This is a genomic window from Streptomyces sp. Rer75, from assembly GCF_013414305.1.
Classification (GTDB): Bacteria; Actinomycetota; Actinomycetes; order Streptomycetales; family Streptomycetaceae; genus Streptomyces; species Streptomyces himastatinicus.
Map to the genome: position 1 here is coordinate 2,727,422 of NZ_CP058693.1, position 25,022 is coordinate 2,752,443.

General features: G+C 72.7%; 32 protein-coding genes. 12 read left to right on the plus strand and 20 right to left on the minus strand.

The features are described from left to right. Window positions 1-116: 116 nt before the first annotated feature. The 7 genes from trpM to hisI all read right to left on the minus strand — a co-directional run bounded on the left by trpM (window position 117) and on the right by hisI (window position 4,751). Complete coding sequence (trpM, locus tag HYQ63_RS45975; RefSeq protein ID WP_373689061.1) at window positions 117-254, minus strand: tryptophan biosynthesis modulator TrpM; 138 nt, start codon at window positions 252-254, stop codon at window positions 117-119. A gap of 7 nt (window positions 255-261) precedes the next feature. Beyond that, complete coding sequence (gene trpC, locus HYQ63_RS11325) at window positions 262-1,071, minus strand: indole-3-glycerol phosphate synthase TrpC (RefSeq protein ID WP_123108393.1); 810 nt, start codon at window positions 1,069-1,071, stop codon at window positions 262-264. A 136-nt stretch (window positions 1,072-1,207) separates the two neighbouring features. Further along, entirely contained in the window at window positions 1,208-1,621 is a 414-nt protein-coding gene (locus HYQ63_RS11330) for a DUF2752 domain-containing protein (protein WP_257231798.1), read from the minus strand. Window positions 1,622-1,732: 111 nt separating this feature from the next. Continuing rightward, entirely contained in the window at window positions 1,733-1,972 is a 240-nt protein-coding gene (locus HYQ63_RS11335) for an HGxxPAAW family protein (RefSeq protein ID WP_179933707.1), read from the minus strand. A 135-nt stretch (window positions 1,973-2,107) separates the two neighbouring features. Next, on the minus strand, window positions 2,108-2,776 hold the full coding sequence (locus HYQ63_RS11340; RefSeq protein WP_179933708.1) for a TIGR02234 family membrane protein: 669 nt from the start codon (window positions 2,774-2,776) through the stop codon (window positions 2,108-2,110). Between the two features lie 57 nt (window positions 2,777-2,833). After that, entirely contained in the window at window positions 2,834-4,345 is a 1,512-nt protein-coding gene (locus HYQ63_RS11345) for an anthranilate synthase component I (protein ID WP_179933709.1), read from the minus strand. A gap of 40 nt (window positions 4,346-4,385) precedes the next feature. Then, window positions 4,386-4,751 (minus strand): phosphoribosyl-AMP cyclohydrolase, encoded by a 366-nt coding sequence (gene hisI / locus HYQ63_RS11350; protein ID WP_009718719.1) that lies wholly within the window; start codon window positions 4,749-4,751, stop codon window positions 4,386-4,388. A 366-nt stretch (window positions 4,752-5,117) separates the two neighbouring features. Here hisI and HYQ63_RS11355 point away from each other — a divergent pair, with 366 nt between their 5' ends. Beyond that, window positions 5,118-5,723 (plus strand): hypothetical protein, encoded by a 606-nt coding sequence (locus HYQ63_RS11355; RefSeq protein WP_179933710.1) that lies wholly within the window; start codon window positions 5,118-5,120, stop codon window positions 5,721-5,723. A 65-nt stretch (window positions 5,724-5,788) separates the two neighbouring features. Continuing rightward, window positions 5,789-6,421 carry a TIGR03085 family metal-binding protein gene (locus HYQ63_RS11360; RefSeq protein WP_179933711.1) on the plus strand — a complete coding sequence of 211 codons (633 nt, stop codon included), beginning with the start codon at window positions 5,789-5,791 and terminating at the stop codon, window positions 6,419-6,421. Window positions 6,422-6,458: 37 nt separating this feature from the next. On the opposite strand, the gene HYQ63_RS11365 is transcribed toward HYQ63_RS11360, so the two are convergent. Further along, a complete protein-coding gene (locus tag HYQ63_RS11365) occupies window positions 6,459-6,782 on the minus strand; it encodes a multidrug efflux SMR transporter (RefSeq protein ID WP_179933712.1) in 324 nt (107 codons plus the stop codon). A 119-nt stretch (window positions 6,783-6,901) separates the two neighbouring features. On the opposite strand from HYQ63_RS11365, the gene HYQ63_RS11370 reads away from it, so the two are divergent. Next, on the plus strand, window positions 6,902-7,816 hold the full coding sequence (locus HYQ63_RS11370) for a LysR substrate-binding domain-containing protein (RefSeq protein ID WP_179933713.1): 915 nt from the start codon (window positions 6,902-6,904) through the stop codon (window positions 7,814-7,816). 6 nt (window positions 7,817-7,822) lie between these two features. Here HYQ63_RS11370 and HYQ63_RS11375 read toward each other — a convergent pair whose 3' ends face one another. After that, window positions 7,823-8,845, minus strand: coding sequence for a LacI family DNA-binding transcriptional regulator (locus tag HYQ63_RS11375; protein ID WP_306664819.1), 1,023 nt, complete (start codon window positions 8,843-8,845; stop codon window positions 7,823-7,825). A 188-nt stretch (window positions 8,846-9,033) separates the two neighbouring features. On the opposite strand from HYQ63_RS11375, the gene HYQ63_RS11380 reads away from it, so the two are divergent. The 3 genes from HYQ63_RS11380 to HYQ63_RS11390 are packed head-to-tail and all read left to right on the plus strand — an operon-like array spanning window position 9,034 to window position 11,135. Continuing rightward, entirely contained in the window at window positions 9,034-10,077 is a 1,044-nt protein-coding gene (locus HYQ63_RS11380) for a Gfo/Idh/MocA family oxidoreductase (RefSeq protein WP_179933714.1), read from the plus strand. Continuing rightward, complete coding sequence (locus tag HYQ63_RS11385; RefSeq protein WP_179933715.1) at window positions 10,074-10,853, plus strand: TIM barrel protein; 780 nt, start codon at window positions 10,074-10,076, stop codon at window positions 10,851-10,853. Before HYQ63_RS11380 ends, HYQ63_RS11385 begins: the two co-directional genes overlap by 4 nt. Window positions 10,854-10,889: 36 nt before the next feature. Beyond that, entirely contained in the window at window positions 10,890-11,135 is a 246-nt protein-coding gene (locus HYQ63_RS11390; RefSeq protein ID WP_306664820.1) for an OsmC family protein, read from the plus strand. Here the strand turns inward: HYQ63_RS11390 and HYQ63_RS11395 are convergent. Beyond that, complete coding sequence (locus HYQ63_RS11395) at window positions 11,108-12,214, minus strand: alkene reductase (RefSeq protein WP_179933716.1); 1,107 nt, start codon at window positions 12,212-12,214, stop codon at window positions 11,108-11,110. The genes HYQ63_RS11390 and HYQ63_RS11395 overlap by 28 nt on opposite strands. A gap of 64 nt (window positions 12,215-12,278) precedes the next feature. Between HYQ63_RS11395 and HYQ63_RS11400 the strand changes: the two genes are divergently transcribed. The 3 genes from HYQ63_RS11400 to HYQ63_RS11410 all read left to right on the plus strand — a co-directional run bounded on the left by HYQ63_RS11400 (window position 12,279) and on the right by HYQ63_RS11410 (window position 14,413). Beyond that, window positions 12,279-12,644, plus strand: coding sequence for a MerR family transcriptional regulator (locus HYQ63_RS11400; protein WP_179933717.1), 366 nt, complete (start codon window positions 12,279-12,281; stop codon window positions 12,642-12,644). A gap of 90 nt (window positions 12,645-12,734) precedes the next feature. Continuing rightward, window positions 12,735-13,394: an RNA polymerase sigma factor gene (locus HYQ63_RS11405; protein WP_179933718.1), complete on the plus strand. Its 660-nt coding sequence runs from the start codon at window positions 12,735-12,737 to the stop codon at window positions 13,392-13,394. Next, a complete protein-coding gene (locus tag HYQ63_RS11410; protein WP_179933719.1) occupies window positions 13,391-14,413 on the plus strand; it encodes a CU044_5270 family protein in 1,023 nt (340 codons plus the stop codon). Before HYQ63_RS11405 ends, HYQ63_RS11410 begins: the two co-directional genes overlap by 4 nt. Window positions 14,414-14,469: 56 nt before the next feature. On the opposite strand, the gene hisF is transcribed toward HYQ63_RS11410, so the two are convergent. From hisF to hisD, 8 genes are read right to left on the minus strand one after another with little or no spacing between them, the layout of a single operon-like run. Then, window positions 14,470-15,240 carry an imidazole glycerol phosphate synthase subunit HisF gene (hisF, locus tag HYQ63_RS11415; RefSeq protein WP_179933720.1) on the minus strand — a complete coding sequence of 257 codons (771 nt, stop codon included), beginning with the start codon at window positions 15,238-15,240 and terminating at the stop codon, window positions 14,470-14,472. Next, a complete protein-coding gene (locus tag HYQ63_RS11420) occupies window positions 15,237-15,662 on the minus strand; it encodes a RidA family protein (RefSeq protein ID WP_179933721.1) in 426 nt (141 codons plus the stop codon). The genes hisF and HYQ63_RS11420 overlap by 4 nt, the downstream gene beginning before the upstream one ends. Beyond that, entirely contained in the window at window positions 15,659-16,390 is a 732-nt protein-coding gene (gene priA / locus HYQ63_RS11425; protein ID WP_009718700.1) for a bifunctional 1-(5-phosphoribosyl)-5-((5-phosphoribosylamino)methylideneamino)imidazole-4-carboxamide isomerase/phosphoribosylanthranilate isomerase PriA, read from the minus strand. The genes HYQ63_RS11420 and priA overlap by 4 nt, the downstream gene beginning before the upstream one ends. A 53-nt stretch (window positions 16,391-16,443) precedes the next feature. Beyond that, window positions 16,444-17,106 (minus strand): imidazole glycerol phosphate synthase subunit HisH, encoded by a 663-nt coding sequence (gene hisH, locus HYQ63_RS11430; protein WP_373689209.1) that lies wholly within the window; start codon window positions 17,104-17,106, stop codon window positions 16,444-16,446. Further along, entirely contained in the window at window positions 17,097-17,261 is a 165-nt protein-coding gene (locus HYQ63_RS11435; RefSeq protein WP_179933723.1) for a hypothetical protein, read from the minus strand. Before HYQ63_RS11435 ends, hisH begins: the two co-directional genes overlap by 10 nt. Next, entirely contained in the window at window positions 17,262-17,855 is a 594-nt protein-coding gene (gene hisB / locus HYQ63_RS11440; protein ID WP_123108135.1) for an imidazoleglycerol-phosphate dehydratase HisB, read from the minus strand. After that, window positions 17,852-18,958, minus strand: a complete 1,107-nt coding sequence (locus tag HYQ63_RS11445) for a histidinol-phosphate transaminase (protein WP_179933724.1) — start codon at window positions 18,956-18,958, stop codon at window positions 17,852-17,854. Before HYQ63_RS11445 ends, hisB begins: the two co-directional genes overlap by 4 nt. Next, window positions 18,955-20,280: a histidinol dehydrogenase gene (hisD, locus tag HYQ63_RS11450; RefSeq protein WP_179933725.1), complete on the minus strand. Its 1,326-nt coding sequence runs from the start codon at window positions 20,278-20,280 to the stop codon at window positions 18,955-18,957. Before hisD ends, HYQ63_RS11445 begins: the two co-directional genes overlap by 4 nt. Window positions 20,281-20,435: 155 nt before the next feature. On the opposite strand from hisD, the gene HYQ63_RS11455 reads away from it, so the two are divergent. Genes HYQ63_RS11455 through ybaK form a run of 3 tightly spaced genes read left to right on the plus strand, consistent with a single transcriptional unit; the run spans window position 20,436 to window position 23,371 of the window. Beyond that, a complete protein-coding gene (locus HYQ63_RS11455; RefSeq protein ID WP_179933726.1) occupies window positions 20,436-22,031 on the plus strand; it encodes an oxidoreductase in 1,596 nt (531 codons plus the stop codon). 57 nt (window positions 22,032-22,088) lie between these two features. After that, window positions 22,089-22,829 carry an LON peptidase substrate-binding domain-containing protein gene (locus HYQ63_RS11460; RefSeq protein WP_179933727.1) on the plus strand — a complete coding sequence of 247 codons (741 nt, stop codon included), beginning with the start codon at window positions 22,089-22,091 and terminating at the stop codon, window positions 22,827-22,829. Between the two features lie 26 nt (window positions 22,830-22,855). After that, the gene (ybaK, locus tag HYQ63_RS11465; RefSeq protein ID WP_179933728.1) at window positions 22,856-23,371 is read left to right on the plus strand and encodes a Cys-tRNA(Pro) deacylase; all 516 of its coding nucleotides are present in this window, start codon (window positions 22,856-22,858) and stop codon (window positions 23,369-23,371) included. A gap of 43 nt (window positions 23,372-23,414) precedes the next feature. Here ybaK and HYQ63_RS11470 read toward each other — a convergent pair whose 3' ends face one another. Together HYQ63_RS11470 and HYQ63_RS11475 are read right to left on the minus strand one after the other, a co-directional pair. Further along, window positions 23,415-24,101, minus strand: coding sequence for an ABC transporter permease (locus tag HYQ63_RS11470; protein WP_257231799.1), 687 nt, complete (start codon window positions 24,099-24,101; stop codon window positions 23,415-23,417). A 59-nt stretch (window positions 24,102-24,160) separates the two neighbouring features. Next, complete coding sequence (locus HYQ63_RS11475) at window positions 24,161-25,003, minus strand: ABC transporter permease (RefSeq protein ID WP_179939975.1); 843 nt, start codon at window positions 25,001-25,003, stop codon at window positions 24,161-24,163. Between the last annotated feature and the right edge of the window lie 19 nt (window positions 25,004-25,022).

Sequence of the window (25,022 nt, forward strand, 5' to 3'; positions counted from 1 at the left end):
GCGCCGTACATATACGGTCCAGGGCCCTGCCCCGGAGGCCACGGCCCCGCACCCGGAAACGCACCGTCAGCGCACCGGCAACGAACCCCAGCGCACCCAGTGACAACCCGCCACCGTCAACGCCATCGGCGCCCGTTGACCTGCCCCGGCTCGCACCCGATGTGATAGCGCACGCGACGCCCCCGCACCCGCCGGGCGGGTGCGCGGCAACCCCGGGGGCGGCACCCCCGCGCCAGGCGCGCGTACACCTCCATGATCCGCTCAGTCCCGCCCGTGCCGCAGCGCCGGATGCGCACCGGCCGCCACCAGATCGGCGACCGCGCCCTTGGGGTCGCGCCCCGTCACCAGGGACTCCCCCACCAGCACCGCGTCCGCGCCGTCGTTCGCGTAGGCGATCAGGTCGTGCGGTCCGCGCACACCCGATTCCGCGATCTTGACGATGTGGTCCGGGATCTCCGGCGCGACCCGCGCGAAGTTCCCCCGGTCCACCTCGAGCGTCTTCAGGTTCCGCGCGTTGACGCCGATCAGCCGCGCCCCGGCGGCCACGGCCCGCTCGACCTCTTCCTCGTCGTGCACCTCGACCAGCGGGGTCAGCCCGATCGACTCGGCCCGCTCGATCAGCGAGACCAGCGCCTCCTGCGGCAGCGCGGCCACGATCAGCAGCACCACGTCGGCGCCGTACGCCCGCGCCTCCCACAGCTGGTAGGAGGTGACGATGAAGTCCTTCCGCAGCACCGGGATGTCGACCTTGGCCCGCACGGCCTCCAGGTCGGCCAGCGATCCGCCGAAGCGCCGCTGCTCGGTGAGCACGCTGATGAGCGACGCGCCACCCGCCTCGTAGTCGGCGGCGAGCGCGGCCGGGTCGGCGATCGCGGCGAGCGCGCCCTTGGACGGGCTGGACCGCTTGACCTCGCAGATCACCTTGACGCTGTCGCCCTTGAGCGCCGCCACGCCGTCCTTCGCCGGCTGGGCCTTGGCCGCCCGCTCCTTGAGCTCGTCGAGGGTGACGCGCGCCTGCCGCTCCGCGAGGTCGGCACGGACACCGTCGATGATCTCGTCGAGCACACTCACGCGAGCGGCCCCCTTCCGGGACGGGGATGGAGCTTCTGGTCGAATGCGATGGTAGCTGTCAAAGGACCGAGGTCCCGCATCCGGTTGACGCCGCGTCCCACCAGGTGGTCGTACACGACGTCATACACAACAACGGTCAGGGTGCCAGTAGTCCCCCGAAGGGGAAATTCCGGATGAGGGTGAAGGCGAGGACGGCGCCTCCGATCACCCAGGCGTGCCACGTCTGCCAGGCCCACGCCCCTCGGCGGTGCCGCCATCCGAGAACCCGGACGCACCACACCACCCACCCCACGCAGAACACGCCGCCGCACACCACGACCAGGGCGTTGTCCCCCAGCGCCCGCAGCAGCTCGCCGTGCGCCAGGGCGTGGGCGCTGCGCAGCCCGCCGCACCCCGGGCAGTAGAGGCCGGTCAGCCGGAACAGCGGGCAGACGGGGTAGTGGCCGGGCTGATGGGGATCGACGGCGCCGACGTACGCGAAGGCGGCGACGACACCGGTGAGCACGCCGAGGGGAGCGAGGAGCCGACGCGCCGCGGGAGACAGGACCACACGCCCGAGTCTCCCCGGGTAACGACGAAGGCGCAGCTCAGGGCCGTGCCCGATGATCCGTACGGATCACCCGTACGAACCGTCGGCACCGGCCCCGCGCCGCGCCTCGGCTCACTCCTGGGTCTGCACCTGCTTCTCGCCCACCATCCGCAGCGGCTTGGCCTTCGGGGCGCCGAGCCCGGCCGCGCGCATGGCCATCGTGACGACACCGCCGAGGAGAGCGATGACGATGCCCGCCCAGAAGCCGAGCGGGTTGGCCAGCACGGTGAACGCTCCGGCGACGCAGAAGCCGATGAAGGCGATGATGACACCGGTCCAGGCGGCCGGGGTGTGCCCGTGGGCGTTGGACATGAATTCTCCTCGTAGCTCTACACAGCGCCTGGTCCGGGCCTGGTCCGGGCGCGCGGGGCGAAGCTCCCACGCCATTGTCCCCGATGCCGCAAGCGCCCTTGAGCGGGGGTGCCTCCCCCCGCGCTTCCCCGGCGACTACCGCGAAACCGTCGGGTCCTCACCCCGGTCCAGGGCCTTCCACAGCTCCTCGGGGCGGTCGGTGTCCGGGGCCGCGGAGGTACGGCGCCGCGGCCCCCGGCCCTCCGCACCGGCCCGCTCGTACCGCCCGGACATGGCGGGCCAGTGGCGCCCGTACGCCAGCGCCAGCACGCCCGCGAGCAGCAGCAGCACACCACCCGCCAGGGCGACCCACGGCCAGGGCGTGTACGACACGTCGTGGATGGCGCTGCCCTCCACGCCGGTCACCTTGGACGCCTTCTCCTTGAGCGCCGCCTTGTCGGTGGCGCCGAGCGCGGCGCTGATGACGATGCCCGTACCGGTGAGGGCGAGGAGGAGGGAGACGACGATGCGGCCGACGCGGCGTACGGCGAAGACGGCCACGAGCGCGGCGAGGCCCACGACGGCGAGGGCGCCGGGCAGCCCGGTGATGTCATCGCCGTTGGCGCTCTGCGGCAGGGAGCCCTGGGCGACGCTGGCCGTGCCCTCGGCCCACTTGCGGCTGGTGGCGAGCAGGACGAGCGCCGCGCCGAGCGCACCGCACAGCAGCGCGACGGCGAGGCTGCCGCGCGCCGCTCGGCGGCCGCGCTCGGCGGGGGCGGAGGGCTCGTTCTCGGCCCGGGGCGGGGGTACGGCTGCTGCACTCACGCCTACCACTATCCCCCACGCCGAACACCCGCCCGCCCGTGGGCTGCGCGGGACTGCCTAACGCCCCAGGCGGTTGGCCGCGTGGACCGCGCGCAGCACCGCCGCCGCCTTGTTGCGGCACTCCGCGTCCTCGGCCACCGGGTCGGAGTCGGCGACGACACCGGCGCCCGCCTGGACGTAGGCCGTGCCGTCGCGCAGCAGCGCGGTGCGGATGGCGATGGCGGTGTCGGAGTCGCCCGCGAAGTCGAGGTAGCCGACGCAGCCGCCGTACAGCCCGCGGCGGCTCGGCTCCAGCTCCTCGATGATCTGCATCGCGCGCGGCTTGGGGGCGCCGGAGAGGGTGCCCGCGGGGAAGCAGGCGGTGAGGACGTCGAACGCGGTGCGCCCCTCCGCGAGCTTGCCGGTGACGGTGGAGACGATGTGCATGACGTGGCTGTAGCGCTCGACCGACATGAAGTCGACCACCTCGACGCTGCCGGGCTCGCAGACCCGCCCCAGGTCGTTGCGGCCGAGGTCGACCAGCATCAGGTGCTCGGCCCGCTCCTTGGGGTCGGCCATCAGCTCCTCGGCGAGGGCGGCGTCCTCCTGCGGGGTGGCGCCGCGGTGCCGGGTGCCCGCGATGGGGTGCAGCATGGCGCTGCCGTCCTCGACCTTGACCAGGGCCTCGGGGCTGGAGCCCACCACATCGAAGCCGTCGAAGCGGAAGAGGTACATGTACGGGCTGGGGTTGGTGGCCCGCAGGACCCGGTAGACGTCGAGCGCGCTGGCCGAGCAGGGCGTCTCGAAGCGCTGCGAGGGGACGACCTGGAACGCCTCGCCCGCGCGGATGCGCTCCTTGATGTCGTCCACGGCCGTCATGAAGTCCGGACCGCCCCACAGCGCGGTGTAGTCGGGCACCTCGGAGGGCGGCAGCGCGGTGGGGTCGGTGGGGACGGGTCGTACGAGGTCGGCGGCCATCGCGTCGAGCCGGGCCACGGCGTCCGCGTACGCCTCGTCCACGCCGGTGTCGAGGTCGTTGTGGTTGATCGCGTTGGCGATCAGCAGCACGGTGCCGTCCCAGTGGTCGAGGACGGCGAGGTCCGAGGTGAGCAGCATGGTCAGCTCGGGGAGCCGCAGATCGTCGCGCCCGTGCTCGCCGATCTTCTCCAGGCGGCGGACGACGTCGTAGCCGAGGTAGCCGACCATGCCGCCGGTGAAGGGCGGCAGATGGACGAGACCGCCCAGGTCACGCGGGGTGTGCAGGGTCTCGACCGTGGCGCGCAGGGCGGCGAGCGGGTCGCCCTCGGTGGGGACGCCGACGGGCGGGGTGCCCAGCCAGTGGGTGCGGCCGTCGCGCTCGGTGAGGGTGGCGGCGCTGCGGACGCCGACGAAGGAGTAGCGGGACCAGGAGCGGCCGTTCTCGGCGGACTCCAGCAGGAAGGTGCCGGGGCGCTCGGCGGCGAGTTTGCGGTAGAGGCCCACCGGGGTGTCGCCGTCCGCGAGCAGCTTGCGGGTGACGGGGATGACACGGCGGTCGGCCGCCAGCTTGCGGAAGGTCTCGAGGTCCATCGTGGCAGCGTCCTGGGTCATGGCTGGGGAGCCTAGTGGGCGGTCTTCGGTCCGAAGGGGGCTACTGGCCCAGGGGGAGGACGTCGGCGTCGAAGCAGGTGCGGTCGCCGGTGTGGCAGGCGGCGCCGACCTGGTCGACCTTGACGAGCACGGTGTCGCCGTCGCAGTCGAGCGCGACGGACTTGACCTGCTGGGTGTGGCCCGAGGTGTCGCCCTTGACCCAGTACTCCCGGCGGCTGCGGCTCCAGTAGGTGCAGCGGCCGGTGGTGAGGGTGCGGTGCAGCGCCTCGTCGTCCATCCAGCCGAGCATCAGCACCTCGCCGGTGTCGTACTGCTGGGCGATGGCGGGGACGAGACCGTCGGCGCCGCGCTTGAGGCGGGCGGCGATGGCCGGGTCGAGGGCGGAGGGACGATCGGAGCCGGTCATGCGACCATTCTGCACGTCCCGGCGGGTGATCCTCTCGCCTGCCGATCGCCTGCCGAAATGGCCGGGCCCGATGGTCGCTCCACGGGGGTGATGGGGCATGCTTCGGGCATGACGTTTCCGTCGCCGTCGCATGACCACAACCGGCCTGGAAACGGCGGGGGGTTTGGTCCACCGCCGCAGCCGCAGCAGGAACCACAGCAGTCACAGCAGTCACCGCAGGGGGGCTTCGGGCCGCCCGTCGATCCGGCCCCGTCAGGACAGCCCGGTCCGCCCGCGCTCCGCAGTGGCTTCGGACCGCCCCCGCCTCCCCCGCCGCCGGGTGGTCCGCCGCCGCCGCGCTCCAGGGCCGCGGCGATCGTGACCGGCGTGGCGGTGGGCCTGGCGGTGGTCGCGGGCGTGGCCTTCTTCGGCTCACAGGACGACGACGGCGGCGACAAGGCGGCCGACGCCCCGCAGTCCGCCTCGAACCGCCCCCTCTCCTCGCCGTCGGGCGACGCGTCCGCTCCGGCCGGTACGGAGGACCCGGGCCAGGGTGCACCGCTGGGCGGCGGGGACGACCAGGCCGCCCCGTCCCCGGACGCCTCGGAGTCCTCCCCGACCGGCCGCAGGATGCCGTATGTCGTGCTCAAGCCGGGCACCTGCTTCGACCACCCGGCGATGGACAGCAGCGTGACGAAGGTCGAGAAGCGCTCGTGCGACCGCGCGCACGACGGCGAGGTGATCACCAACGAGACGCTGACCGGGGACTTCTCCTCCGAGCGGGCGATCCAGCGCAAGGCGCTCTCGCTGTGCGCGACGGACGCGGAGAAGCGACTGAAGAGCGTCCCGAACGACGGCCGGGAGTACTACTACTACGCGTTCTACCCGGCCCTGGGCACGTACACGGAGCACCGCAAGGACCGGGTCTCGTGCGCGCTGACGGTGAGCACGGGCAAGGACGGCGCCAAGCTGCGCGCGCCGATACCCGAGTAGCACCCCGGGCCCGGGGGGAGCGCTTCTCATGGCGGGCGGCGGGCGTCGGCCGTAGGGTGGGCGGTATGTCCACTCACGCGAAGCGCGAACGCCTGCTCCTCGCCGATCTCTTGGAGAACGCGGGCCCCGACGCCCCGACGCTGTGCGAGGGCTGGACCACCCGCGATCTGGCGGCCCATCTGGTGGTGCGCGAGCGCCGCGCCGACGCGGCCGGCGGCCTGGTGATCAAGCCGCTGGCCCAGCGGCTGACCCGGGTGCAGGCCGAGTTCGCCGCGAAGCCGTACGAGGAGCTGGTGCAGCTCTTCCGCACCGGCCCGCCGCGGATGTCGCCCTTCGCGATGAAGCAGGTGGACGAGGCGGCCAACACCGTCGAGTTCTACGTCCACGCCGAGGACGTCCGCCGCGCCCGCCCGGACTGGACGCCGCGCGAGATCGACCCGGTCTTCGCCGACGCGCTGTGGTCCCGCACCGAGCGGGTCGCGCGGGTGTTCGGCCGCAAGTCCCCGGTCGGGCTGGTGCTGCGCCGCCCCGACGGGCGTACGGCGGTCGCCCACCGCGGCGTCCCGGTGGTCACGGTCACCGGCGAGCCCGGTGAGCTGGCGCTGTTCCTGTACGGGCGGCAGAAGGCGGCCCGGGTCGAATTGGAGGGCGACAAGGAGGCGGTGGCCGCGGCGCTGGACGCCACGCTCGGCGTCTGACGCTACGGCGTCAGCGGTGTCGACGGCGTCAGCGGCGTCATTGCGCGCTGCCGAGGTTGAGGGTGATGACGCCGCCGATCACCAGGGCCACGCCCAGCGCCTTCACCGCGGTGAGCGGTTCGCCCAGGAAGAGCAGACCGATCACCACGATGAGGGCCGTGCCGAGGCCCGACCACAGCGCGTACCCCACGCCGACCTGCATCCCGTCGTGGATCGCCCGCGCCAGCATGAAGCACGCCACCGCGTAGGAGGCGAGACAGGCCAGGGCGGGCCCGGGGCGGGAGAAGCCCGCGGTGGATTTGAGGAGACTGGTGCCGATCAATTCGGCGGTGATGGCGGCCAGAAGGAGGAGGTAGGCCATGCCGACAGTCTCCGAGCGGCGAGAAGTACACGTCAAACCTGTCAACAGGGGCCTGAGACCCCCGAAATGTGTTGCTCGCCCTTGCCCGGCCGAACGGGCCCCGCGTAGCGTCGCCGACCGTGCGTACGCCCCTCCCTCCGCTGCCCGGTCTGCTGGCCTACGAGGCGACCGCCCGGCTCGGCAGCATCGCGGCGGCCGCCGATGAGCTGGGCCTGTCGGCCTCGGCGGTCAGCCAGCGCATCCGGGTGCTGGAGGCACACCTGGGGATCTCCCTGTTCGAGCGCCAGGCGCGCAGCATCCGGCTGACCCCGATGGGGCAGGCGTATCTGCCCACCGTCCGGGGCGCGTTCGACGATCTGTCGGCGGGCACCACCGGGCTGTTCGGTCCGGCCGGGCGCGGGCGGCTGACCGTGCGGGTGCAGGTGTCGTACGCCATGACCTGGCTGGTGCCCCGGCTCCAGGACTTCCACGACGACTACCCGCACATCGACCTGCGGGTGGTGACCGCGATCTGGGCCAACGAGGTCCCGCCGCACGAGGTGGATCTGGAGATCCGTCACGGCAACGGCCGCTGGACCGGGTTCACCGCCGATCTGCTGCACGAGGACCAGGCCGTGGTGGTCGGCTCCCCCGCCCACCTGGAGGCGTACGGCCCGCTGACCGGGCCCGCCGACCTGGAGCAGCGGCCGCGGGTGCACGTCATCGGCTACGACGACCTGTGGCAGCGGCTGTTCCCGCACACGCCGCCGCCGTCGCGGGGCGCGGAGGGGACCATCACGCTCGACACCACGGTGGCGGCGACCCAGTTCGCCACGTCCGGGCTGCACTGCGCCCTCGTTCCCGAACGCTTCGCGCGCACCGCCGTCCGCGACGGCCGTCTCGTGGTCCTCCACGACCGTCTGGTGCCGCTGCGCCAGGCCCACTATCTGCTCCAGCGCGAGGGCGAGGCCCATATGTCCCCGGAGGGGCGGACGTTCGTCCAGTGGCTCATCCGCCAGGACATCGAGGACCCGCCGCTCCAGCCGGGCGGCTAGTACGTTCTAGGGGGTGTCGGGAGGCCCGGGGGCCGGGCCGGTGGTGGCCCGCTCCACCAGATGGGGCGCGAACACGCTCTCGGACGCCTCCCGGCCCGCGACGAGGTCCAGCGCCCCGCTCACCGCGGCCTCCGCGAGCCGGGCGGCGTCCTGCGACACCGTCGTCATCTGCACATGCGGGAACTTGGCCAGCCGCGAGTCGTCGTACCCGACCACCGAGATCTCCCCGGGAACCGCGCGGCCCTCCCGCCCGAGGACGTCCAGCACGCCCGTGGCGCAGCGGTCGTTGAAGGCGACGACCGCCGTGGGCGGGGTCTCGCGGGCCAGCAGGTAGCGCATACCCTGCGCCCCCGCGGACTCGGTGAGCCCACCGGCCAGCACCTCGGCCGAGTCCTGGAGCCCGTGCCGCCCCATGGCCTCCAGGAAGCCGAGGCGGCGGTCGGAGCTTCCGGGCGCCCCGGCCCCGTCGATGTGTGCGATGTGCCGGTGCCCGAGGGCGGCGAGGTGGTCGACGGCGAGGGCGACCCCGGCCTTGTCGTCGCCGCGTACGACGCCCACGCCCGGGACGTCGGCGTGCCGGGCGACCAGCAGCGTCGGCCCCCGGCGGGCCAGCCGGGTCAGCTCCTCCGTACCGAGCCGGCTGCCCAGCAGGATGGCCGCCTCGCAGCGCTCGCGCAGCAGGGCGCCGACCGCGGTGGACTCCTCGCGGCTGGGCGCCACGGCGCTGAGCGTCACGTCGTAGCCGCGGCGGGCCGCGGCGGCGTAGATCTGCTCCACGAGGTCGCCGTGGAAGGGCTGCTGGAGTTCGAAGGTGACGCCGAGCAGCCGTGAGCTGCTCTGGCGCAGCTTGCGGGCGCGCTGGTCGGGGACGTACCCCATCTCGTCGGCGATCTTCAGGACGCGCTTGCGAGTGGCCTCGCTGGCTCCCGGCACGCCGCGCATCACGATCGAGACCAGCGCGGTGGAGATACCGGCGGCCCGTGCGACGTCGGCCATGGTCGTCCGCGTGCCGCCCGCCTCCTCGGTCACTCCCGTCACTCCTGCCTGCCGAAACGCCGCCTTGGCCGCCGACCGTCGATGACCATGCCCGATGCCCCGGCCGACCCGCGTCCGAGCATATCGATCTCTTGACCGGCTCCCCGTTCTCGCTCTACCGTCCTCACGTCACTAGAACGTACTAGTTCTCCACGGTACTAGGCCCCAGGGGAGATCCGCAGATGACCGTCACCGACACCGTGCGACTGGCCACGATCGGCGCGGGCCGCATCGGCAGCAGCCACGCCGGGCTCGTGGCCCGGCACGTCCCCGGCGCCACCCTGGCCGCCGTCGCCGATCCGGTGCCCGGCGCCGCCGAACGCCTCGCGGCCTCCCTCGGCGCCCCGTACGCCACCACCGACCCCGGCGCCGTCCTCGGCCGGGACGACATCGACGGGGTGCTGATCACCGCCCCCGCCCGGGCCCACACCGACCTGGTCGTGGCGGCGGCCGCCGCCGGAAAGCACGTCTTCGTGGAGAAGCCGATGGCGGTGACCCTGGAGGACGCCGACCGCGCCATCGCCGCCGCGAGCGAGGCGGGCGTCGTCCTCCAGGTGGGGTTCAACCGCCGGTTCGCCCCCGGTTTCGCCGCCGCCCGCGCCGCGGTCGACGACGGCCGGACCGGCACCCCGCAGCTGCTGCGCTCCCTCACCCGCGACCCGGGCCCGTTCACCGCCGATCCGGCCCGTATCCCGCAGTGGACGATCTTCCTCGAAACCCTCATCCATGACTTCGACACCCTGTGCTGGCTCAACCCCGGCGCCGCCCCGGCCCGCGTCCACGCCACCGCCGACGCCCTGATCCGCCCCGACGCCAAGACGGACGGGCACCTCGACACCGCCGTGGTGACGATCCGTTTCGACAACGGCGCCATCGCCACCGCCGAGGCGTCCTTCTCCGCCCTGTACGGCTACGACGTACGCGCCGAGGTCTTCGGCTCCGGCGGCATGGTCACCGCCGGAAGCGGCCGCAGCACCGACATGACCTACTACGGCCCCGACGGCCTGCACGCCGACACCGCCCGGCGCGATACGGACCTCCTGCGCCCGGCCTACCTCGCGGAGCTGACCGCGTTCGCCGACGCGATCCGCCACCGTACGCCGCCCCCGGTCACCGGGCACGACGCCCGCCGGGCGCTGTCCATCGCCCTGGCCGCCATCCGCAGCGTCGAGACCGCGGCCCCCGTGGACCTCGCCGATGTAACGGCCGAGGTGAGCGCCGTATGACCCCCTTCACCCTCGCCGCCAGCGCCGAAATGCTCTACCTCGACCTGCCCTTCACCGAACGGGTCCGGCGCATCGCCGACCAGGGCTTCCAGGTCGAGATCTGGGACTGGTCCGCCAAGGACATCGACGCCCTCGCCGCCACCGGCGCCACGTTCTCCTCCATGACCGGCTACCTCACCGGCGACCTCACCGACCCCGACGGCATCGACGCCCTGCTCGCCTCGGCCCGCACGTCCCTCGACGTGGCCGCGCGATTGGACTGCCCGCGCCTGAACCTGCACGGCACCGGCCTGGACGGCAAGGGGCTGCCCGTCCGCCCCGTCGAGACCGTCACCCCCGCGATGTGGCTGACCGCCGCCGACACCCTCCGTCGCGTCGCGGCCCTCGGCGAGGAAGCGGACCGCGTCTTCACCCTCGAAAACCTCAACCTCGCCGTCGACCACCCGGGCACCCCCTTCGCCCGCGCCGCCGACACCCTCGCCCTGACACGCGCCGTCGACAGCCCGCACCTACGGCTGAACCTGGACCTCTACCACGCCCAGATCGGCGAGGGAAACCTCATCGACCTCCTCGGCCGGGCCCTGCCGTACATCGGCGAGATCCAGGTGGCGGACGTCCCCGGCCGCTGCGAACCGGGCACCGGCGAAATCCACTACCCCGCCATCGCCACCGCCCTCCACGACCTCGGCTACACCGGCGTCGTGGGCCTCGAATCCTGGGCCCGCGACGATTCCGACGCCGCCCTGGAGCGGTTCCGCTCCGCATTCACGCCCTGATCACACGTCCCGGCGCACGGCCGGTCGTCGGCCAAAATGGTGGCATCGAGGCACGCCCGCCCCGCGTTCGGGATCACGGGCGACTCCCCGGAGCAATGGAATCCGGAGGCCGGGCACAGCGGGCGGTTCACCGAGGTGGTGCTGCGGCCGGTGGTCACCGTCGCGGACGCGGCGATGCTGGAGCGGGCACGCTCGGCGCATGGCGATGCCCACCGGACGTGCTTCATCGCCAACTCGGTCAACTTCCCCGTCCGTCACGAGCCGACGGTCAGCGTGGGGTAGTCGGTGTAGCCGGTCTCGCCGCCCACGTACATCAGGTACGCGTCGCGGATCGGATTGAGCGGGGCGCCGGTGCGCAGGCGGTGCACCAGGTCGGGGTTGGCCAGGAAGGGGCGGCCGAGGGCGATCAGGTCGGCTCCGGCGGACAGGAGGCGTTCCGCCTGGTGGAGGCCGCCGTCGGCGGGGATCGCGGCACCGGGCAGGTGGGGGTTGGCGATCAGCGTGCCCGGCCATGTGGTGCGGATCTCTCGGAAGACGGGGTCGTCCGGTTCGGCGCGGACGATGTGCACATAGGCCGGGGCGATGTCCGCCAGCGCCTCGATGAGCGCGGGGTAGACGAGCTCGGTGTCGCCCTCCTCGATGCCGTTGACGGTGGAGTGGGGGGAGATCCGTACGCCCACCCGCTCGGGGCCGATCGCGTCGGCGACGGCACGGACCGTCTCGGCCACGAAGCGGACGCGGCCGCTCGCCGGGCCGCCGTAGGCGTCGGCGCGGCGGTTGGTGTTCCGGGCGAGGAACTGGTGGAGGAGGTAGCCGTTGGCGGAGTGCACCTCCACCCCGGCGAAGCCCGCGTCGAGGGCGTTGCGGGCGGCGGTGGCGAAGTCGGCGATGGTGGCGCGGATGTCGTCGGTGGTCATCTCGCGCGGGACGACGGCCTCCTGGTGGCCGCCCGGGGTGAAGATGGTCTCGGGGAGCGGAACCGGGGAGGGCGCGAGCGGGGTCAGTCCGCTGGTGTCGGGGTGGCCGATCCGGCCGCCGTGCTGGAGCTGAAGGAACATCGGGCGGCCGCCCGCGGCGTGGACCGCGTCGGTGACGCGCCGCCAGCCGGCGACATGGGCGTCGTTGTGGATCGCGGTGATGTTGGGGTAGGTCTGCCCGACGGCGTTGGGCGTGGCGGCCTCGGCGACGATCAGTCCGGCGGATGCGCGCTGTGCGTAGTAGGTGTCCATGATCGGCAGCGGTACGCCGTCGGCGGCGGCGCGGTTACGGGTCATCGGCGCCATGACCAGGCGGTTGGGCAGGTGCAGTGCGCCGAGGCGGGCCGATTCGAACAGGGAAGTGATCGCTGGTGCGTTCGTCATGCCGGTACCGTAGAAGTTCTCATTGGTGTCAGATTCAAGCCCGGACCGGCGTGCGAGGTGGGGAATGCGGATCGGCGAACTGGCTCGGCGCACCGGCGTCAGCGAGCGCTCGCTGCGCTATTACGAGAAGCAGGGGCTGATGGACGCCGAGCGCACCCCGGGCGGCCATCGCGAGTACGCCGAGGGCGCGGTGGACCGGGTGATCCGCATCCAGGAGCTGTTCGCCGCGGGGCTGTGCAGCGAGAAGATCGCCGAGCTGCTCCCCTGCATGCGGGACTCGGACGGCGGCCCGTCCCGGATCGCGGGCGGGCGGCTGGTCGCCGACCTCACCGTGGAGCGGGACCGCATCAACCGGATGATCGCCGACCTGATCCGCTCCCGGGAGGTCCTGGACGAGGTGATCGACGCGGCGTCGGCCCCGGCCGAATAGCCGGGCGCAGAACGGCCCGTGACCGTGTGGCGCAGGTCACGGGAACCGCCCACCGCGTGCGGAGAGGCACGGGTGTGAGGTGGAAACGACATGACTGAGGGTCTGCGCGAGCGGATACGGGCGGGTGACCGCGAGGCGTTCGCGCAGCTCTACGAAGAGCACGCGCGCGCCGTCTACAACCATGCCTTCCGGCTGACCGGCGACTGGTCGGCGGCCGAGGAGGTGATGGGGGACACGTTCCTCGACGCCTGGCGCGGCCGGGAGCAACTGGAGCCGGGCGACGGGTCGTTGAAGCCGTGGCTGCTGGGCGTGGCGACGAACAAGGCGCGCAACGCCAATCGGGGCCTCGGGCGGCGGCTGGCGTTTCTGGCCCGGCGTCCCGCGCCCGCACCGGTGGCGGACTTCGCGGAGGAGGCCGCGGGCCGGATCGACGACGCCCGCCAACTGGCCGCCGTGCGCGAGGTGTACGGCCGTCTGCGGCGCGGGGAGCAGGAGGTGTTGGCGCTGTGCGTGTGGTCGGGGCTGGACTACGCGCAGGCGGCCGAGGCGATGGGGATTCCAGTGGGGACGGTGCGGTCGCGGCTGTCCCGGGCCCGCGCCCGGCTGCGCAAGCTCGCCGATCAGCGGCTCATGGAAGAAAAGAAGAAAAAGCGGGAAAAGACGGAACCGCCGCATCGTCACGGAGAGGTACAGCGCGAGGCCGCGTTCGCGGCCCTGCCGTTTCAGGAGTTTCAGGAGGACGCCCGATGAGGCCCGAGCGCGAGGACGCCGCGTACGAGGACACCGCGTGCGAGGAACTCGCCCGGCTGCTTCCTCCCGTACCGGGAGAGCGGGACGTGCCCTCCGCTCCGTACCTCCACCACAAGGACCGTTTGATGCAGCTGATCGATGACACCGCCGACCACCAGAAGAACGCTGCCGCCCCGAAGGCCCGGCCGCGGCTGCTGCGCCCGGCTGTGCTGATGCCCGCCGCGGCGCTGGCGCTGGCCGGGGCGCTGGCCGTCACCTTCACCGGGGGCGGCGGTGCGTCCGGCGACGCCTCCGCCCGGCCCCACGAGACCGCCACCGTCCTGCTCGACCGGCTCGCGGGCACCGCGGCGAAGTCGGACGTCCGGCCGGTGCGCCAGGATCAGTTCGTCTACGTCAAGAGCGTCGGGGCCGGGGCCGAGATGACGGAGGACGGCGCCTCCAAGCTGGACCCGCGGGGCGAGCACGAGGTCTGGAAGTCACAGCAGGTGAAGCGAATCCACAAGATCGGCGAGACGCACGATGACGAGGGCTACGCCCCGATGTACGAATTGGGAGGGTCTCCCGCGGGCATCGACCGCCCCACGTACCAGTGGCTGGCGTCCCTGCCGACCGACCCGGACGTCCTGCTCAAGGAGCTGTACCGGATGACCGAAGCGGAGGACGGCCAGGAGAAGGCGCAGGCCGTCTTCGAGCAGATCGGTCGGTTGCTGGGCGACGTGATGCCGCCGGAGAACGCCGCAGCGCTGTACAAGGCCGCCGCGAAGATCCCCGGGGTGACGCGGCAGGAGGACGCGGTGGACGCGGCGGGCCGCCACGGGTTCGGCATCGCCCGCGTCGACAAGCGGACGTGGGTCGCGAACGAGTGGATCTTTGACCGGGACAGCCTCGCCTACCTCGGTGAGCGCGAATACCGGACGAAGGACTTCGCGGCGGGCAAGAAGGGCGACGTCCTGGCGGAGTACGCCCTTCTGAAGCACGGGATCGTCGACCACTACCGCGAGCGGCCCGCCACCAAGTGATCAGAGCATGAAGCGGGGGATCTCCGTCCGGTGATCCCCCGCCGTGCGCGTGTACCTCAGCGGACCGGGTGCCCCGCGTCCCGCAGCGCGCCCTTGACCTCGCTGATGCGCAGGTCGCCGAAGTGGAAGACGGAGGCGGCCAGCACCGCGTCCGCGCCCGCCTCGACCGCCGGGGGGAAGTCGGCGAGCTTGCCCGCGCCGCCGCTGGCGATGACGGGGATGGTGACGTGCTTGCGCACCGCTTCGATCATCGCGGTGTCGTAGCCGTCCTTGGTGCCGTCCGCGTCCATCGAGTTGAGCAGGATCTCCCCGGCGCCCAGCTCGGCCGCGCGGTGGGCCCACTCCACGGCGTCGATGCCGGTGCCGCGGCGGCCGCCGTGGGTGGTGACCTCGTAGCCGGATTCCGTTTCCGCTCCGGAAGGGCAACGGCGGGCGTCGACCGACAGGACCAGCACCTGGCTGCCGAACCGCTCGGCGATCTCGCGGATCAGCTCGGGCCGGGCGATGGCGGCGGTGTTGACGCCGACCTTGTCGGCTCCGGCGCGCAGCAGCTTGTCGACGTCCTCGGTGGTGCGGACGCCGCCGCCCACGGTCAGCGGGATGAAGACCTGCTCGGCGGTGCGGCGCACCACGTCGTAGGTGGTCTCGCGGTCGCCGGAGGAGGCGGTGATGTCGAGGAAGGTCAGCTCGTCGGCGCCCTCCCGGCCGTAGATCCGGGCCATTTCGACGGGGTCACCGGCGTCCCGCAGGTTCTGGAAGTTGACGCCCTTGACGACCCGGCCGTTGTCCACGTCCAGGCAGGGGATGACTCGGACCGCCAGGGTCATGACGCTCGGGCTCCTCGGAATGCTTCCAGTTCGACTTCCACCAGCACGCGCGAGTCGACGAAGCCGGACACCACGACGAGGGTCGCGGCCGGGCGTACGGCGTCGAAGATCTCCTTGTGGGCGCGGCCCGCCTCGTCCACGTCGCGGGCGTGGGTGAGGTACATGCGGGTGCGGATGACGGATTCGACGCCCAGGCCGAACTCCTTCAGCGCGTCCAGGGCGTGGCCGAAGGCGGCGTGCGTCTGCTCGTACGGGTCGCCCTCGCCCTCCAGTACGCCGCGGTCCGCGAGCGGCATGGTCCCGGAGACGATCACCAGGTCCCCGGCCGCGACGGCCCGGGCGAAGCCGATGCTCTCCTCCCAGGGGCTGCCGGTCTGCACGCGCCGCGGGGTCTTCTCGGCCGAGCTTTCGGGTGAGGTCATGCGGATACCGCCTCCAACGCCTCTTCCAAGGTGAATGCCTTGGCGTAGAGCGCCTTGCCCACGATGGCGCCCTCGACACCTTCCGGTACCAGGGTCGCAAGGGCGCGCAGGTCGTCGAGCGAGGAAACGCCGCCGGAGGCGACGACGGGCTTGTCGGTGGCGGCGCACACGTTGCGCAGCAGCTCCAGGTTGGGGCCCTGGAGGGTGCCGTCCTTGGCGATGTCGGTGACGACGTAGCGGGCGCAGCCCTCGGAGTCGAGGCGGGCGAGGGTTTCGTACAGGTCGCCGCCGTCGCGGGTCCAGCCGCGGCCGCGCAGGGTGGTGCCGCGGACGTCGAGGCCGACGGCGATCTTGTCGCCGTGCTCGGCGATGACCTTGGCCACCCACTCGGGGGTCTCCAGGGCGGCGGTGCCGAGGTTGACGCGGGTGCAACCGGTGGCGAGGGCCGCGGTCAGCGAGGCGTCGTCGCGGATGCCGCCGGACAGCTCGACCTTGAGGTCCATGGCGCGGGCCACCTGGGCGATCTGCTCGCGGTTGTCGCCAGTGCCGAAGGCGGCGTCGAGGTCCACCAGGTGCAGCCACTCGGCGCCGGCCCGCTGCCAGGCGAGGGCGGCCTCCATCGGGTCGCCGTACGACGTCTCGGAGCCGGACTCGCCATGGACGAGGCGGACGGCCTGGCCGTCGCGGACGTCGACGGCGGGGAGGAGTTCGAGGCGGTGCGTTGGCATGCGGGAACCTTACGGTGCGTACGGGGCGGGCGGGTACGGGCGGGGCGGGCCGGTCAGAGCGTGTCGAGCCAGTTGCGCAGCAGGCGGGCCCCGGCGTCGCCGGACTTCTCGGGGTGGAACTGGGTGGCCCACAGCGGGCCGTTCTCCACGGCGGCCACGAACGGCTCGCCGTGCGTCGTCCAGCTGACCTTGGGGCCGGGCATGTGCGGGTTGGCGACCTCCAGCTCCCAGGTGCGGACGGCGTAGGAGTGCACGAAGTAGTAGCGCTCCTCCTTGTCCAGTCCCGCGAAGAGCCGCGAGTCGCCGGGCGCGGTGACCGTGTTCCAGCCCATGTGGGGGACGACGGGGGCGCGCAGCGGTTCGACGGTGCCGGGCCATTCGTCCAGGCCCTCGGCCTCGACGCCGTGCTCGATGCCGCGGCCGAAGAGGATCTGCATGCCGACGCAGATGCCCATGACCGGGCGGCCGCCGGCCAGCCGGCGGCCCACGATCCAGTCGCCGCGCGCCTCGCGCAGCCCCTTCATGCAGGCGCCGAAGGCGCCGACGCCGGGGACGAGGAGGCCGTCGGCGGCCATGGCCTTGTCGTAGTCGCGGCTGATCTCGACGTCCGCGCCGACGTGGGCGAGGGCCCGTTCGGCGGAGCGGACGTTACCGAAGCCGTAGTCGAAGACGATGATCTTCTTCGCACCGTTACCAGCGGAGCTGCTCAATTCCAGACCTCCAGCCGCAGGATCCCGGCCAGCAGCGACATCGTGGCGCCCACTCCCAGCAGGACGATCACGCCCTTGGGCAGCCCCTGCTTGGCGAAGGAGATGACTCCGCCGAGAAGGAACAGCCCGAGCAGGATGAAAACGGTCGACAGCCCGTTCATTCAGAGGGCGCCCTTCGTGGAGGGGAGGATTCCGGCGGCGCGCGGGTCGCGCTCGCTCGCGTACCGCAGCGCCCGGGCGAGCGCCTTGAACTGGCACTCCACGATGTGGTGCGCGTTGCGCCCGTAGGGCACGTGGACGTGCAGGGCGACCTGCGCCTGGGCGACGAAGGACTCCAGGATGTGCCGCGTCATCGTGGTGTCGTAGGTGCCGATCATCGGCGCGATGTTCTCCGGCTCGGTGTGCACGAGGTACGGGCGGCCGGAGAGGTCGACGGTCACCTGGGCCAGCGACTCGTCGAGCGGCACGGTGCAGTTGCCGAAGCGGTAGATGCCCATCTTGTCGCCGAGCGCCTGCTTGAAGGCGGCACCGAGCGCGAGGGCGGTGTCCTCGATCGTGTGGTGGGTGTCGATGTGCAGATCACCCTCGGTCTTGACCGTGAGGTCGAAGAGGCCGTGGCGGCCGAGCTGGTCGAGCATGTGGTCGTAGAAGCCGACACCTGTCGACACATCGACCTGGCCGGTGCCGTCGAGGTCGATCTCGACGACGACCGAGGTCTCCTTGGTCGTGCGCTCCACGCGTCCCACGCGGGTCATGCGCTCTTCTCCTTCATCAGCTCGCGAACCGCGTCGAGGAACGCGTCGTTCTCGGTCGGGGTGCCCGCGGTGACCCGCAGCCGGCCCGGTACGCCGTTGTCCCGGACCAGGACGCCGTGGTCCAGCAGGGTCTGCCAGGCCGCATGGGCGTCCTCGAAGCGTCCGAACTGGACGAAGTTGGCGTCCGAGTCGGTCACGTCGCAGCCAATGGCGCGCAGCTCCCGCACCAGCCGGTCGCGCTCGGTCTTGAGCGCGTCGACGTACCCGAGCAGCGTATCGGTGTGCTCCAGGGCGGCCAGCGCAGTGGCCTGGGTGACGGCGGACAGGTGGTACGGCAGCCGCACCAGCTGGACGGCGTCGACCACGGCGGGGTCGGCGGCCAGGTAGCCGAGCCGCAGCCCGGCGGCGCCGAACGCCTTGGACATCGTCCGGGAGAGCACCAGATGCGGCCGGCCCTCGATCAGCGGCAGCAGCGACGGGCGGTGGCTGAACTCGGCGTACGCCTCGTCCACCACCACCAGCGACGGCTTGGCGGCCTGCGCCGCCTCGTACAGCGCGAGCACCGTGTCGGCCTCGACGGCGGTGCCGGTCGGGTTGTTCGGCGAGGTGATGAAGACGACGTCGGGCTTGCGCTCGGCGATCGCCCGGCGGGCGGCCTCGACATCGATGGTGAAGTCGTCGTTCCGCGGGCCGGAGATCCAGCCGGTGCCGGTGCCGCGCGAGATCAGCGCGTGCATCGAGTACGAGGGCTCGAAGCCGATCGCGGTGCGCCCGGGGCCGCCGAAGGTCTGGAGCAGCTGCTGGAGCACCTCGTTGGAGCCGTTGGCCGCCCACACCTGCTCGGGGCCCACGGCGAGACCCGCCGTACGGGTGAGGTAGCGGGCCAGCTCGGTGCGCAGCTCGACCGCGTCCCGGTCCGGGTAGCGGTTGAGCTGGCGGGCCGCCTCGGCGACCCGCTCCGCGATCCGCTCCACCAGCGGCTCGGGCAGCGGATACGGGTTCTCGTTGGTGTTCAGCCGCACGGGGACGTCCAGCTGCGGCGCGCCGTACGGGGACTTGCCGCGCAGCTCGTCCCGGATGGGGAGATCGTCGATCCCGGTCACTTGCTCCCAGGTACCTTCCAGTCGAACCGTGCCTTCACCGCCGCGCCGTGCGCGGGCAGATCCTCCGCGTCGGCGAGCGTCACCACGTGGCCCGCGACCTCGGCCAGCGCCTCGCGGGTGTAGTCCACGACGTGGATGCCGCGCAGGAAGGACTGCACCGACAGGCCGGAGGAGTGGCAGGCGCAGCCGCCGGTGGGCAGGACGTGGTTCGAGCCCGCCGCGTAGTCGCCGAGCGACACCGGTGCGTACGGGCCGACGAAGATCGCCCCGGCGTTGCGCACCCGGGCCGCGACCGCCGCCGCGTCCTCGGTCTGGATCTCCAGGTGCTCGGCGGCGTACGCGTCGACCACCGCGAGGCCCTGTTCGAGGCCGTCGACCAGCACGATGCCGGACTGCCGCCCGGCCAGCGCGGGGGCGATGCGGTCCTCGACGTGCTTGGTGGCCGCGACCTGGGTCTCCAGCTCCTTCTCGACCGTCGCGGCCAGTTCCTCGGAGTCGGTGACCAGCACCGAGGCGGCCAGCGGGTCGTGCTCGGCCTGGCTGATCAGGTCCGCGGCGACGTGCACCGGGTCGGCGGTGGCGTCGGCGAGGATCGCGATCTCGGTCGGCCCGGCCTCGGCGTCGATGCCGATACGGCCCTTGAGCAGCCGCTTGGCGGCGGCGACCCAGATGTTGCCGGGCCCGGTGACCATGGAGGCCGGACGGCACTCCTCGGTGCCGTACGCGAACATGGCGACCGCCTGGGCGCCGCCCGCCGCGTACACCTCGTCGACGCCGAGCAGCGCGCAGGCCGCCAGGATGGTGGGGTGCGGCAGCCCGCCGAACTCGGCCTGCGGCGGGGAGGCGACGGCCATCGAGGCGACCCCGGCCTCCTGCGCGGGCACCACGTTCATCACCACGGACGACGGGTAGACGGACCGCCCGCCCGGTGCGTACAGCCCGACGCGCTCGACGGGCACCCAGCGCTCGGTGACCGTGCCGCCCGGCACGACCTGCGTGGTGTGGTCGGCGCGCCGCTGCTCCCGGTGGACCAGCCGGGCCCGCCGGATGGACTCCTCCAGGGCCGCGCGCACGGCCGGGTCCAGCTCCTCCAGGGCGCGGGTGAGGGCCTCGGCGGGCACCCGCACCCGCTCCATGGTCACGCCGTCGAAGCGATGCGCGTACTCGATCAGTGCAGCGGTGCCGCGATGGCGCACGTCGTCGCAGATGGGCCGCACCTTCTCCAGGGCGGCCTCGACGTCCAGCTCGGCACGGGGCAGCAGGTCGCGGTCGATCCCGCCCTCGGGGAAGGCGGCGCCGCGCAGATCGATACGGGAGATCACGCGATCAATTGTCTCAGACGTGCTCCGACGCCCCGCCCCCCGTATCAGTGAGTGATACGGACCCCCTAAGTTGATCCTGACCGTTGGCGTTCAAGCGGTTACTCAGCGGGAATGGGGATCCGTACGGGGGTACGGAGGACAGGAGGCACACGGCTGTGACCGAGCCACACGACGGCGATCCTCCCCCGGGACTGGACCTGACCACCGCCGAGTGGGGCATGTGGCAGGCGTTCCGCAACGGCAGTACGCACGATCTGCGCACCTCCCACCCCCAGCGGAACGACCCCTCCGGCCCGTACGCCTGGGGCCCGGAGCGCAGTGTGCGCGCGCGTGTCGTCGCCCTGCTGCTGCTCGACGGGCCGCCCGCCCAGCCGGGCCGGGTGGCCGCGCTCAAGCTCAACGGGGTGCACATCACCGGCACCCTCGACCTGGCCGGCGGCAGCATCGACCCGTACGTGGAGCTGAAGAACTGCCGCTTCGAGCGGGAGGTGCTGCTCCCCGAGTCGAACTTCACCACCCTCCGCCTGGTGGGCTGCTCGCTCCCCCGGCTGGAGGCGGCGCGGCTGAGCACCGAGGGAGATCTGCATCTGCCGCGCTGCGTGGTCGACCACGGCATCCGGCTCACCGACGCCCACATCGGCACCGATTTACTGCTGAACCAGCTGATCGTGCGCCGCGACCGCCGCGGCATGTCGATCACGGCCGACGGGCTGACCGTGGCCCAGGACTTCCAGGCCGACATGATCGAGTCGTACGGCGAGATCAGTCTGCGCGGCGCCCAGATCGGCGTGTCGCTCAGCCTGCGCGGCAGTCGGCTGCGCAATCCGTACGGGCGACGGGCGCTGAACGCGCCGCAGCTGACCGTCGAGCGCAGCCTCTACCTCACCGCGGGCGGGGTCAGCACCTACTCCAGCGGTTCGACACCCCCGTACGGCACCACCAGCACGCCGACCCGCGGCACCCGCATCCAGCGCTTCGAATGCGAGGGCGGGATCCGGCTGGACGACGGGCGGATCGGCGACGCCATCGACTTCGACCAGGCCCGCTTCGTCATGGAGAACGACCAGGAGCTGTCGCTGCGCCGGGTGCAGACGCCCGAGCTGCGGTTCCTGGGCGAGCGGCCGCAGCGCGGCCGGGTGATCCTGTCCGGCGCCAAGGTGGTCAACCTGGTCGACAAGTCGGTGAGCTGGCCCGGCCCCGGCGGGCTGACCATGGCGGGCTTCTCCTACGAGAACCTGATCCCGCGCGGTCACTTCCCGCTGTCCCGGCGGCTGGAGTGGGTGGCCGCCGCGACCCCCGAGTACGCGCCCGAGCCGTACGAGATGCTCGCCAACACGATGCGGGCCAGCGGCGAGGACGCCGACGCGCGCGAGGTGCTGCTCGCCAAGCAGCGGCGGCGGCGCGAAACGCTGCCGCTCGCCGGGAAGATGTGGGGCTACCTCCAGGACTGGACCGTGGCCTACGGCTACCGGCCCGGCCGGGCCGCGGTGTGGATGGCGGTGCTGTGGGCCGTCGGCTCGGTGTTCTTCGCGCGCAACAGACCGGACGCCATCAAACCGGGGGAAACGCCGTACTGGAACGCCTCGCTCTATACGCTCGATCTGCTGATCCCGGTCATCAACCTGGGCCAGGACGGCTACTGGAAACCCGCGGGCGCGGTCCAGTGGGCGTCCATCGTGATGATCCTGCTCGGCTGGGTACTGGCCACCACCGTCGCGGCCGGTGCGTCCCGGCTGCTGCGCCGCCAGTGACCGGCTCCGGCCGCCGCCAGTGAAGAGACGCGCGTGGGGCCATTAGGCTTACGCCCCGTGACCTCCGCGCGCCTTCCGCTCTTCCCGCTGAACACGGTGCTGTTCCCGGGGCTCGTCATGCCCCTGAACGTCTTCGAACAGCGGTACCGCTCCCTGATGCGCGATCTTTCGGCGCTTCCCGAGGACGCCCCGCGCCGGTTCGGAGTGATCGCCATCAGGGACGGTCACGAGGTCGCGCCCAGTGCGATCGGCCTCCCGGAGTCGGCGCCCGCCCCCGACCGGGGCCCGGCGGCGGGCTTCGGCCCGGACCCGGCCAAGTCGTTCTACGGGGTGGGCTGTGTCGCGGACGCGGCCACCATCCGGGAGCAGGAGGACGGCACCTTCGAGGTGCTGGCCACCGGCACCACCCGCTTCGAGCTGCTGTCCGTGGACTCCACGGGCCCCTATCTGGTGGGCGAGGTCAACGAGCTGGAGGAGGAGCCGGGCGACGGCGCCGGAGCGCTGGCCTCCGGGGTGGTACGGGCGTTCCGCACCTACCAGAAGCGGCTCGCGGGCGCCCGGGAGCGCACCCTCGCCACCGAACAGGACCTGCCGGGCGAGCCCTCGGTGCTCTCCTACCTGGTCGCGGCCGCCGCCGTGCTCGACACCCCGGCCAAGCAGCGGCTGCTCCAGGCGCCCGATACGGCGAGCCGGCTGGCCGAGGAGCTGAAAATGCTGCGCTCCGAGAGCGCGGTCATCGGTAAGCTCCCGTCGCTGCCCGCCGTCGACCTGACCCGCCGCCCCACCAGCCCCAACTGACGCCACCTCAACTGCACGCATCGGACATGGCGAAGAAGACCAAGAAGAACTCCTCCGGAAGCACCGGAACTCCCGCCACCACCGCCCTCACCGCGGCGGGCACGGCCTTCACCGTGCGCTCCTACGACCACGACCCCGCCGCCCCCTCGTACGGCGAGGAGGCCGCGCAGGCGCTGGGCGTGGATCCGGGCCGGGTGTTCAAGACCCTCATCGCGAGCGTCGACGACCGCCTCACGGTCGCCATCGTGCCCGTATCGGCCTCGCTCGACCTCAAGGCGCTCGCCGCCGCGGTCGGCGGCAAGCGCGCCACCATGGCGGACCCGGCGGCGGCCGAGCGCACCACGGGCTACGTCCGCGGCGGCATCTCCCCGCTCGGCCAGCGCAAGCGCCTGCCGACCGCGCTGGACGCCTCCGCCGACGACCATGAGACGGTCTGCGTCTCGGCGGGCCGCCGCGGCCTGGAGGTCGAGCTGTCCCCGAAGGACCTGGCGTCACTGACGGACGCGGTGGTGGCACCGATCGCGCGGTTCGACACGCCGTAGGGGGACACCCCGCTGGCGGCGGAGTTGCCGCTGCCGCTGTCGCTTACGCGGCGGTCGTGGTCTGGTAGTAGGTCTCCGGCTCCTCGTCGCGGGGGCCGAAGAGACCGGTCAGGGCCAGGTGCACGACCATCGCGGCCACCGACCACGTCAGCAGCGCGCCCTTCGCGTTCAGCTTCAGCGGGGCGTCGAACGCGACGCCCTTGCCGACCTGCCGGGCGTGCGTCACGACGTCCGTGGACGGCCCGAGCCAGACGCCCAGCCGCCAGGCGATCACCGAGCCGAGGACGCCGCCGATCGCCAGCCCGACCACCAGGGCGACCCCGCCGCGGCGGCAGAACAGGAAGGTCAGCCCCGCCGAGACGAGGCCGAAGGCCAGGGCGGCCAGCACGAACACCCCGTCCGCGCCGATCGCGTTCTCACCCTCGGTGTCCTTCAGATAGACGGCCTTGCCGTCCGAGATCAGCGACACCCGGGGCGCCAGCCACAGCCAGAGCAGCCCGAGCAGCACGCCCGCGACCGCCACCGCGATCGCCGCCACGGACGCCTGTACCAGCTCGGCCCGCAGCTCCTCCCCCGGTTCGGAGTGCTCGGCGTGCTCGGACTCCTCGGCGGGATACGGATCGGGATGCCCCTGCGGACCCTGCGCGGCCGGTTCGCCCGGTGCGGGCTGCCCGTGCTCGGCGTCGTCGTGCGGCGAGGGCTGTTCATGTGGCGTCAACGGTGCGGTCACTCCGTCATCGTGCCAGGTGGACGGCGTACTTCGGTCGGCGGGACGTCCGCTGCGGCGCGTCACCGCACGGCTGCCCGGCGATAGGCCCAGGTCGCGGCGGCAAGCGACACCACGGCCACCCCCGCGCACACCCCGAGGTCGGCGCAGACCGCCAGCCAGTCGGGCTGGCCGTCGAAGGACCGGGCCAGGGCCTCCACACCGTACGTCGACGGCAGCAGATCACGCGCGTACGACACTACCTCCGGCATCCGGTCGGCGGGCAGCACCCCCAGCAGCAGCGCGGCCGACATCCCCAACTGCCCCAGCAGCGTGGCCAGTTCCTGGCGCGGCGCGAGCAGCCCGAGGGCCGCGCCCAGCCCCGCGAGCGCGGCGCCGGAGAGCGGGATCACCGCGGCGAGCACCCACAGGTGGCCCATCGGCAGCTGGAACAGCGCGCTGCCGACGACCGCGGTGACGGCCGTCCCCGGCACGGTGAAGGAGGCGTACGCGGCGGCCGCGCCGAGCACCACCGCGGCGGGCGGCACCGGCAGCGTCGCGTAGTGGTCGAGCCCGCCGCTCGCGCGGAGCTGGCCGAAGTACTGCGCGAGCAGATTGAGCGCCACGAAGGCCACGACGAGCACGCTCGACCCGGCCACCACGGACCGCGCCGCGCTGCCGCCCTCGTCCACCACGCCGCGCATCAGGACCATGATCCCGACGGACTGGAACGTCGCCACGAACAGCAGCGGGATCCGGGCCACCCGCGCCCGCGACAGCTGCGCCCGGTAGACCGCGACCAGCGCGGGCAGCAGCCGCGCGGAGGCCGCGAGCGGCGCCGGGGCCACGAGCGGGGCGGGGGCGGCGCCGGCTGGCCGGGGCACGGCGCCACCGGCCTCCTCGACCGGCGCACCGGCCTTCGGCATGCCGGGCATGGCCTGCGCG

What these genes read in the sequence shown, in the direction of transcription:
- trpM (WP_373689061.1), bottom strand. Translation starts at nt 254, where the DNA reads ATGGAGGTGTACGCGCGCCTGGCGCGGGGGTGCCGCCCCCGGGGTTGC.
- HYQ63_RS11335 (WP_179933707.1), bottom strand. Translation starts at nt 1,972, where the DNA reads ATGTCCAACGCCCACGGGCACACCCCGGCCGCCTGGACCGGTGTCATC.
- HYQ63_RS11345 (WP_179933709.1), bottom strand. Translation starts at nt 4,345, where the DNA reads ATGACCCAGGACGCTGCCACGATGGACCTCGAGACCTTCCGCAAGCTG.
- hisI (WP_009718719.1), bottom strand. Translation starts at nt 4,751, where the DNA reads ATGACCGGCTCCGATCGTCCCTCCGCCCTCGACCCGGCCATCGCCGCC.
- HYQ63_RS11360 (WP_179933711.1), top strand. Translation starts at nt 5,789, where the DNA reads ATGTCCACTCACGCGAAGCGCGAACGCCTGCTCCTCGCCGATCTCTTG.
- HYQ63_RS11365 (WP_179933712.1), bottom strand. Translation starts at nt 6,782, where the DNA reads ATGGCCTACCTCCTCCTTCTGGCCGCCATCACCGCCGAATTGATCGGC.
- HYQ63_RS11380 (WP_179933714.1), top strand. Translation starts at nt 9,034, where the DNA reads ATGACCGTCACCGACACCGTGCGACTGGCCACGATCGGCGCGGGCCGC.
- HYQ63_RS11385 (WP_179933715.1), top strand. Translation starts at nt 10,074, where the DNA reads ATGACCCCCTTCACCCTCGCCGCCAGCGCCGAAATGCTCTACCTCGAC.
- HYQ63_RS11390 (WP_306664820.1), top strand. Translation starts at nt 10,890, where the DNA reads ATGGTGGCATCGAGGCACGCCCGCCCCGCGTTCGGGATCACGGGCGAC.
- HYQ63_RS11395 (WP_179933716.1), bottom strand. Translation starts at nt 12,214, where the DNA reads ATGACGAACGCACCAGCGATCACTTCCCTGTTCGAATCGGCCCGCCTC.
- HYQ63_RS11400 (WP_179933717.1), top strand. Translation starts at nt 12,279, where the DNA reads ATGCGGATCGGCGAACTGGCTCGGCGCACCGGCGTCAGCGAGCGCTCG.
- HYQ63_RS11405 (WP_179933718.1), top strand. Translation starts at nt 12,735, where the DNA reads ATGACTGAGGGTCTGCGCGAGCGGATACGGGCGGGTGACCGCGAGGCG.
- HYQ63_RS11410 (WP_179933719.1), top strand. Translation starts at nt 13,391, where the DNA reads ATGAGGCCCGAGCGCGAGGACGCCGCGTACGAGGACACCGCGTGCGAG.
- hisF (WP_179933720.1), bottom strand. Translation starts at nt 15,240, where the DNA reads ATGACCCTGGCGGTCCGAGTCATCCCCTGCCTGGACGTGGACAACGGC.
- HYQ63_RS11420 (WP_179933721.1), bottom strand. Translation starts at nt 15,662, where the DNA reads ATGACCTCACCCGAAAGCTCGGCCGAGAAGACCCCGCGGCGCGTGCAG.
- priA (WP_009718700.1), bottom strand. Translation starts at nt 16,390, where the DNA reads ATGCCAACGCACCGCCTCGAACTCCTCCCCGCCGTCGACGTCCGCGAC.
- HYQ63_RS11435 (WP_179933723.1), bottom strand. Translation starts at nt 17,261, where the DNA reads ATGAACGGGCTGTCGACCGTTTTCATCCTGCTCGGGCTGTTCCTTCTC.
- hisB (WP_123108135.1), bottom strand. Translation starts at nt 17,855, where the DNA reads ATGACCCGCGTGGGACGCGTGGAGCGCACGACCAAGGAGACCTCGGTC.
- ybaK (WP_179933728.1), top strand. Translation starts at nt 22,856, where the DNA reads ATGGCGAAGAAGACCAAGAAGAACTCCTCCGGAAGCACCGGAACTCCC.
- HYQ63_RS11475 (WP_179939975.1), bottom strand. Translation starts at nt 25,003, where the DNA reads ATGCCGAAGGCCGGTGCGCCGGTCGAGGAGGCCGGTGGCGCCGTGCCC.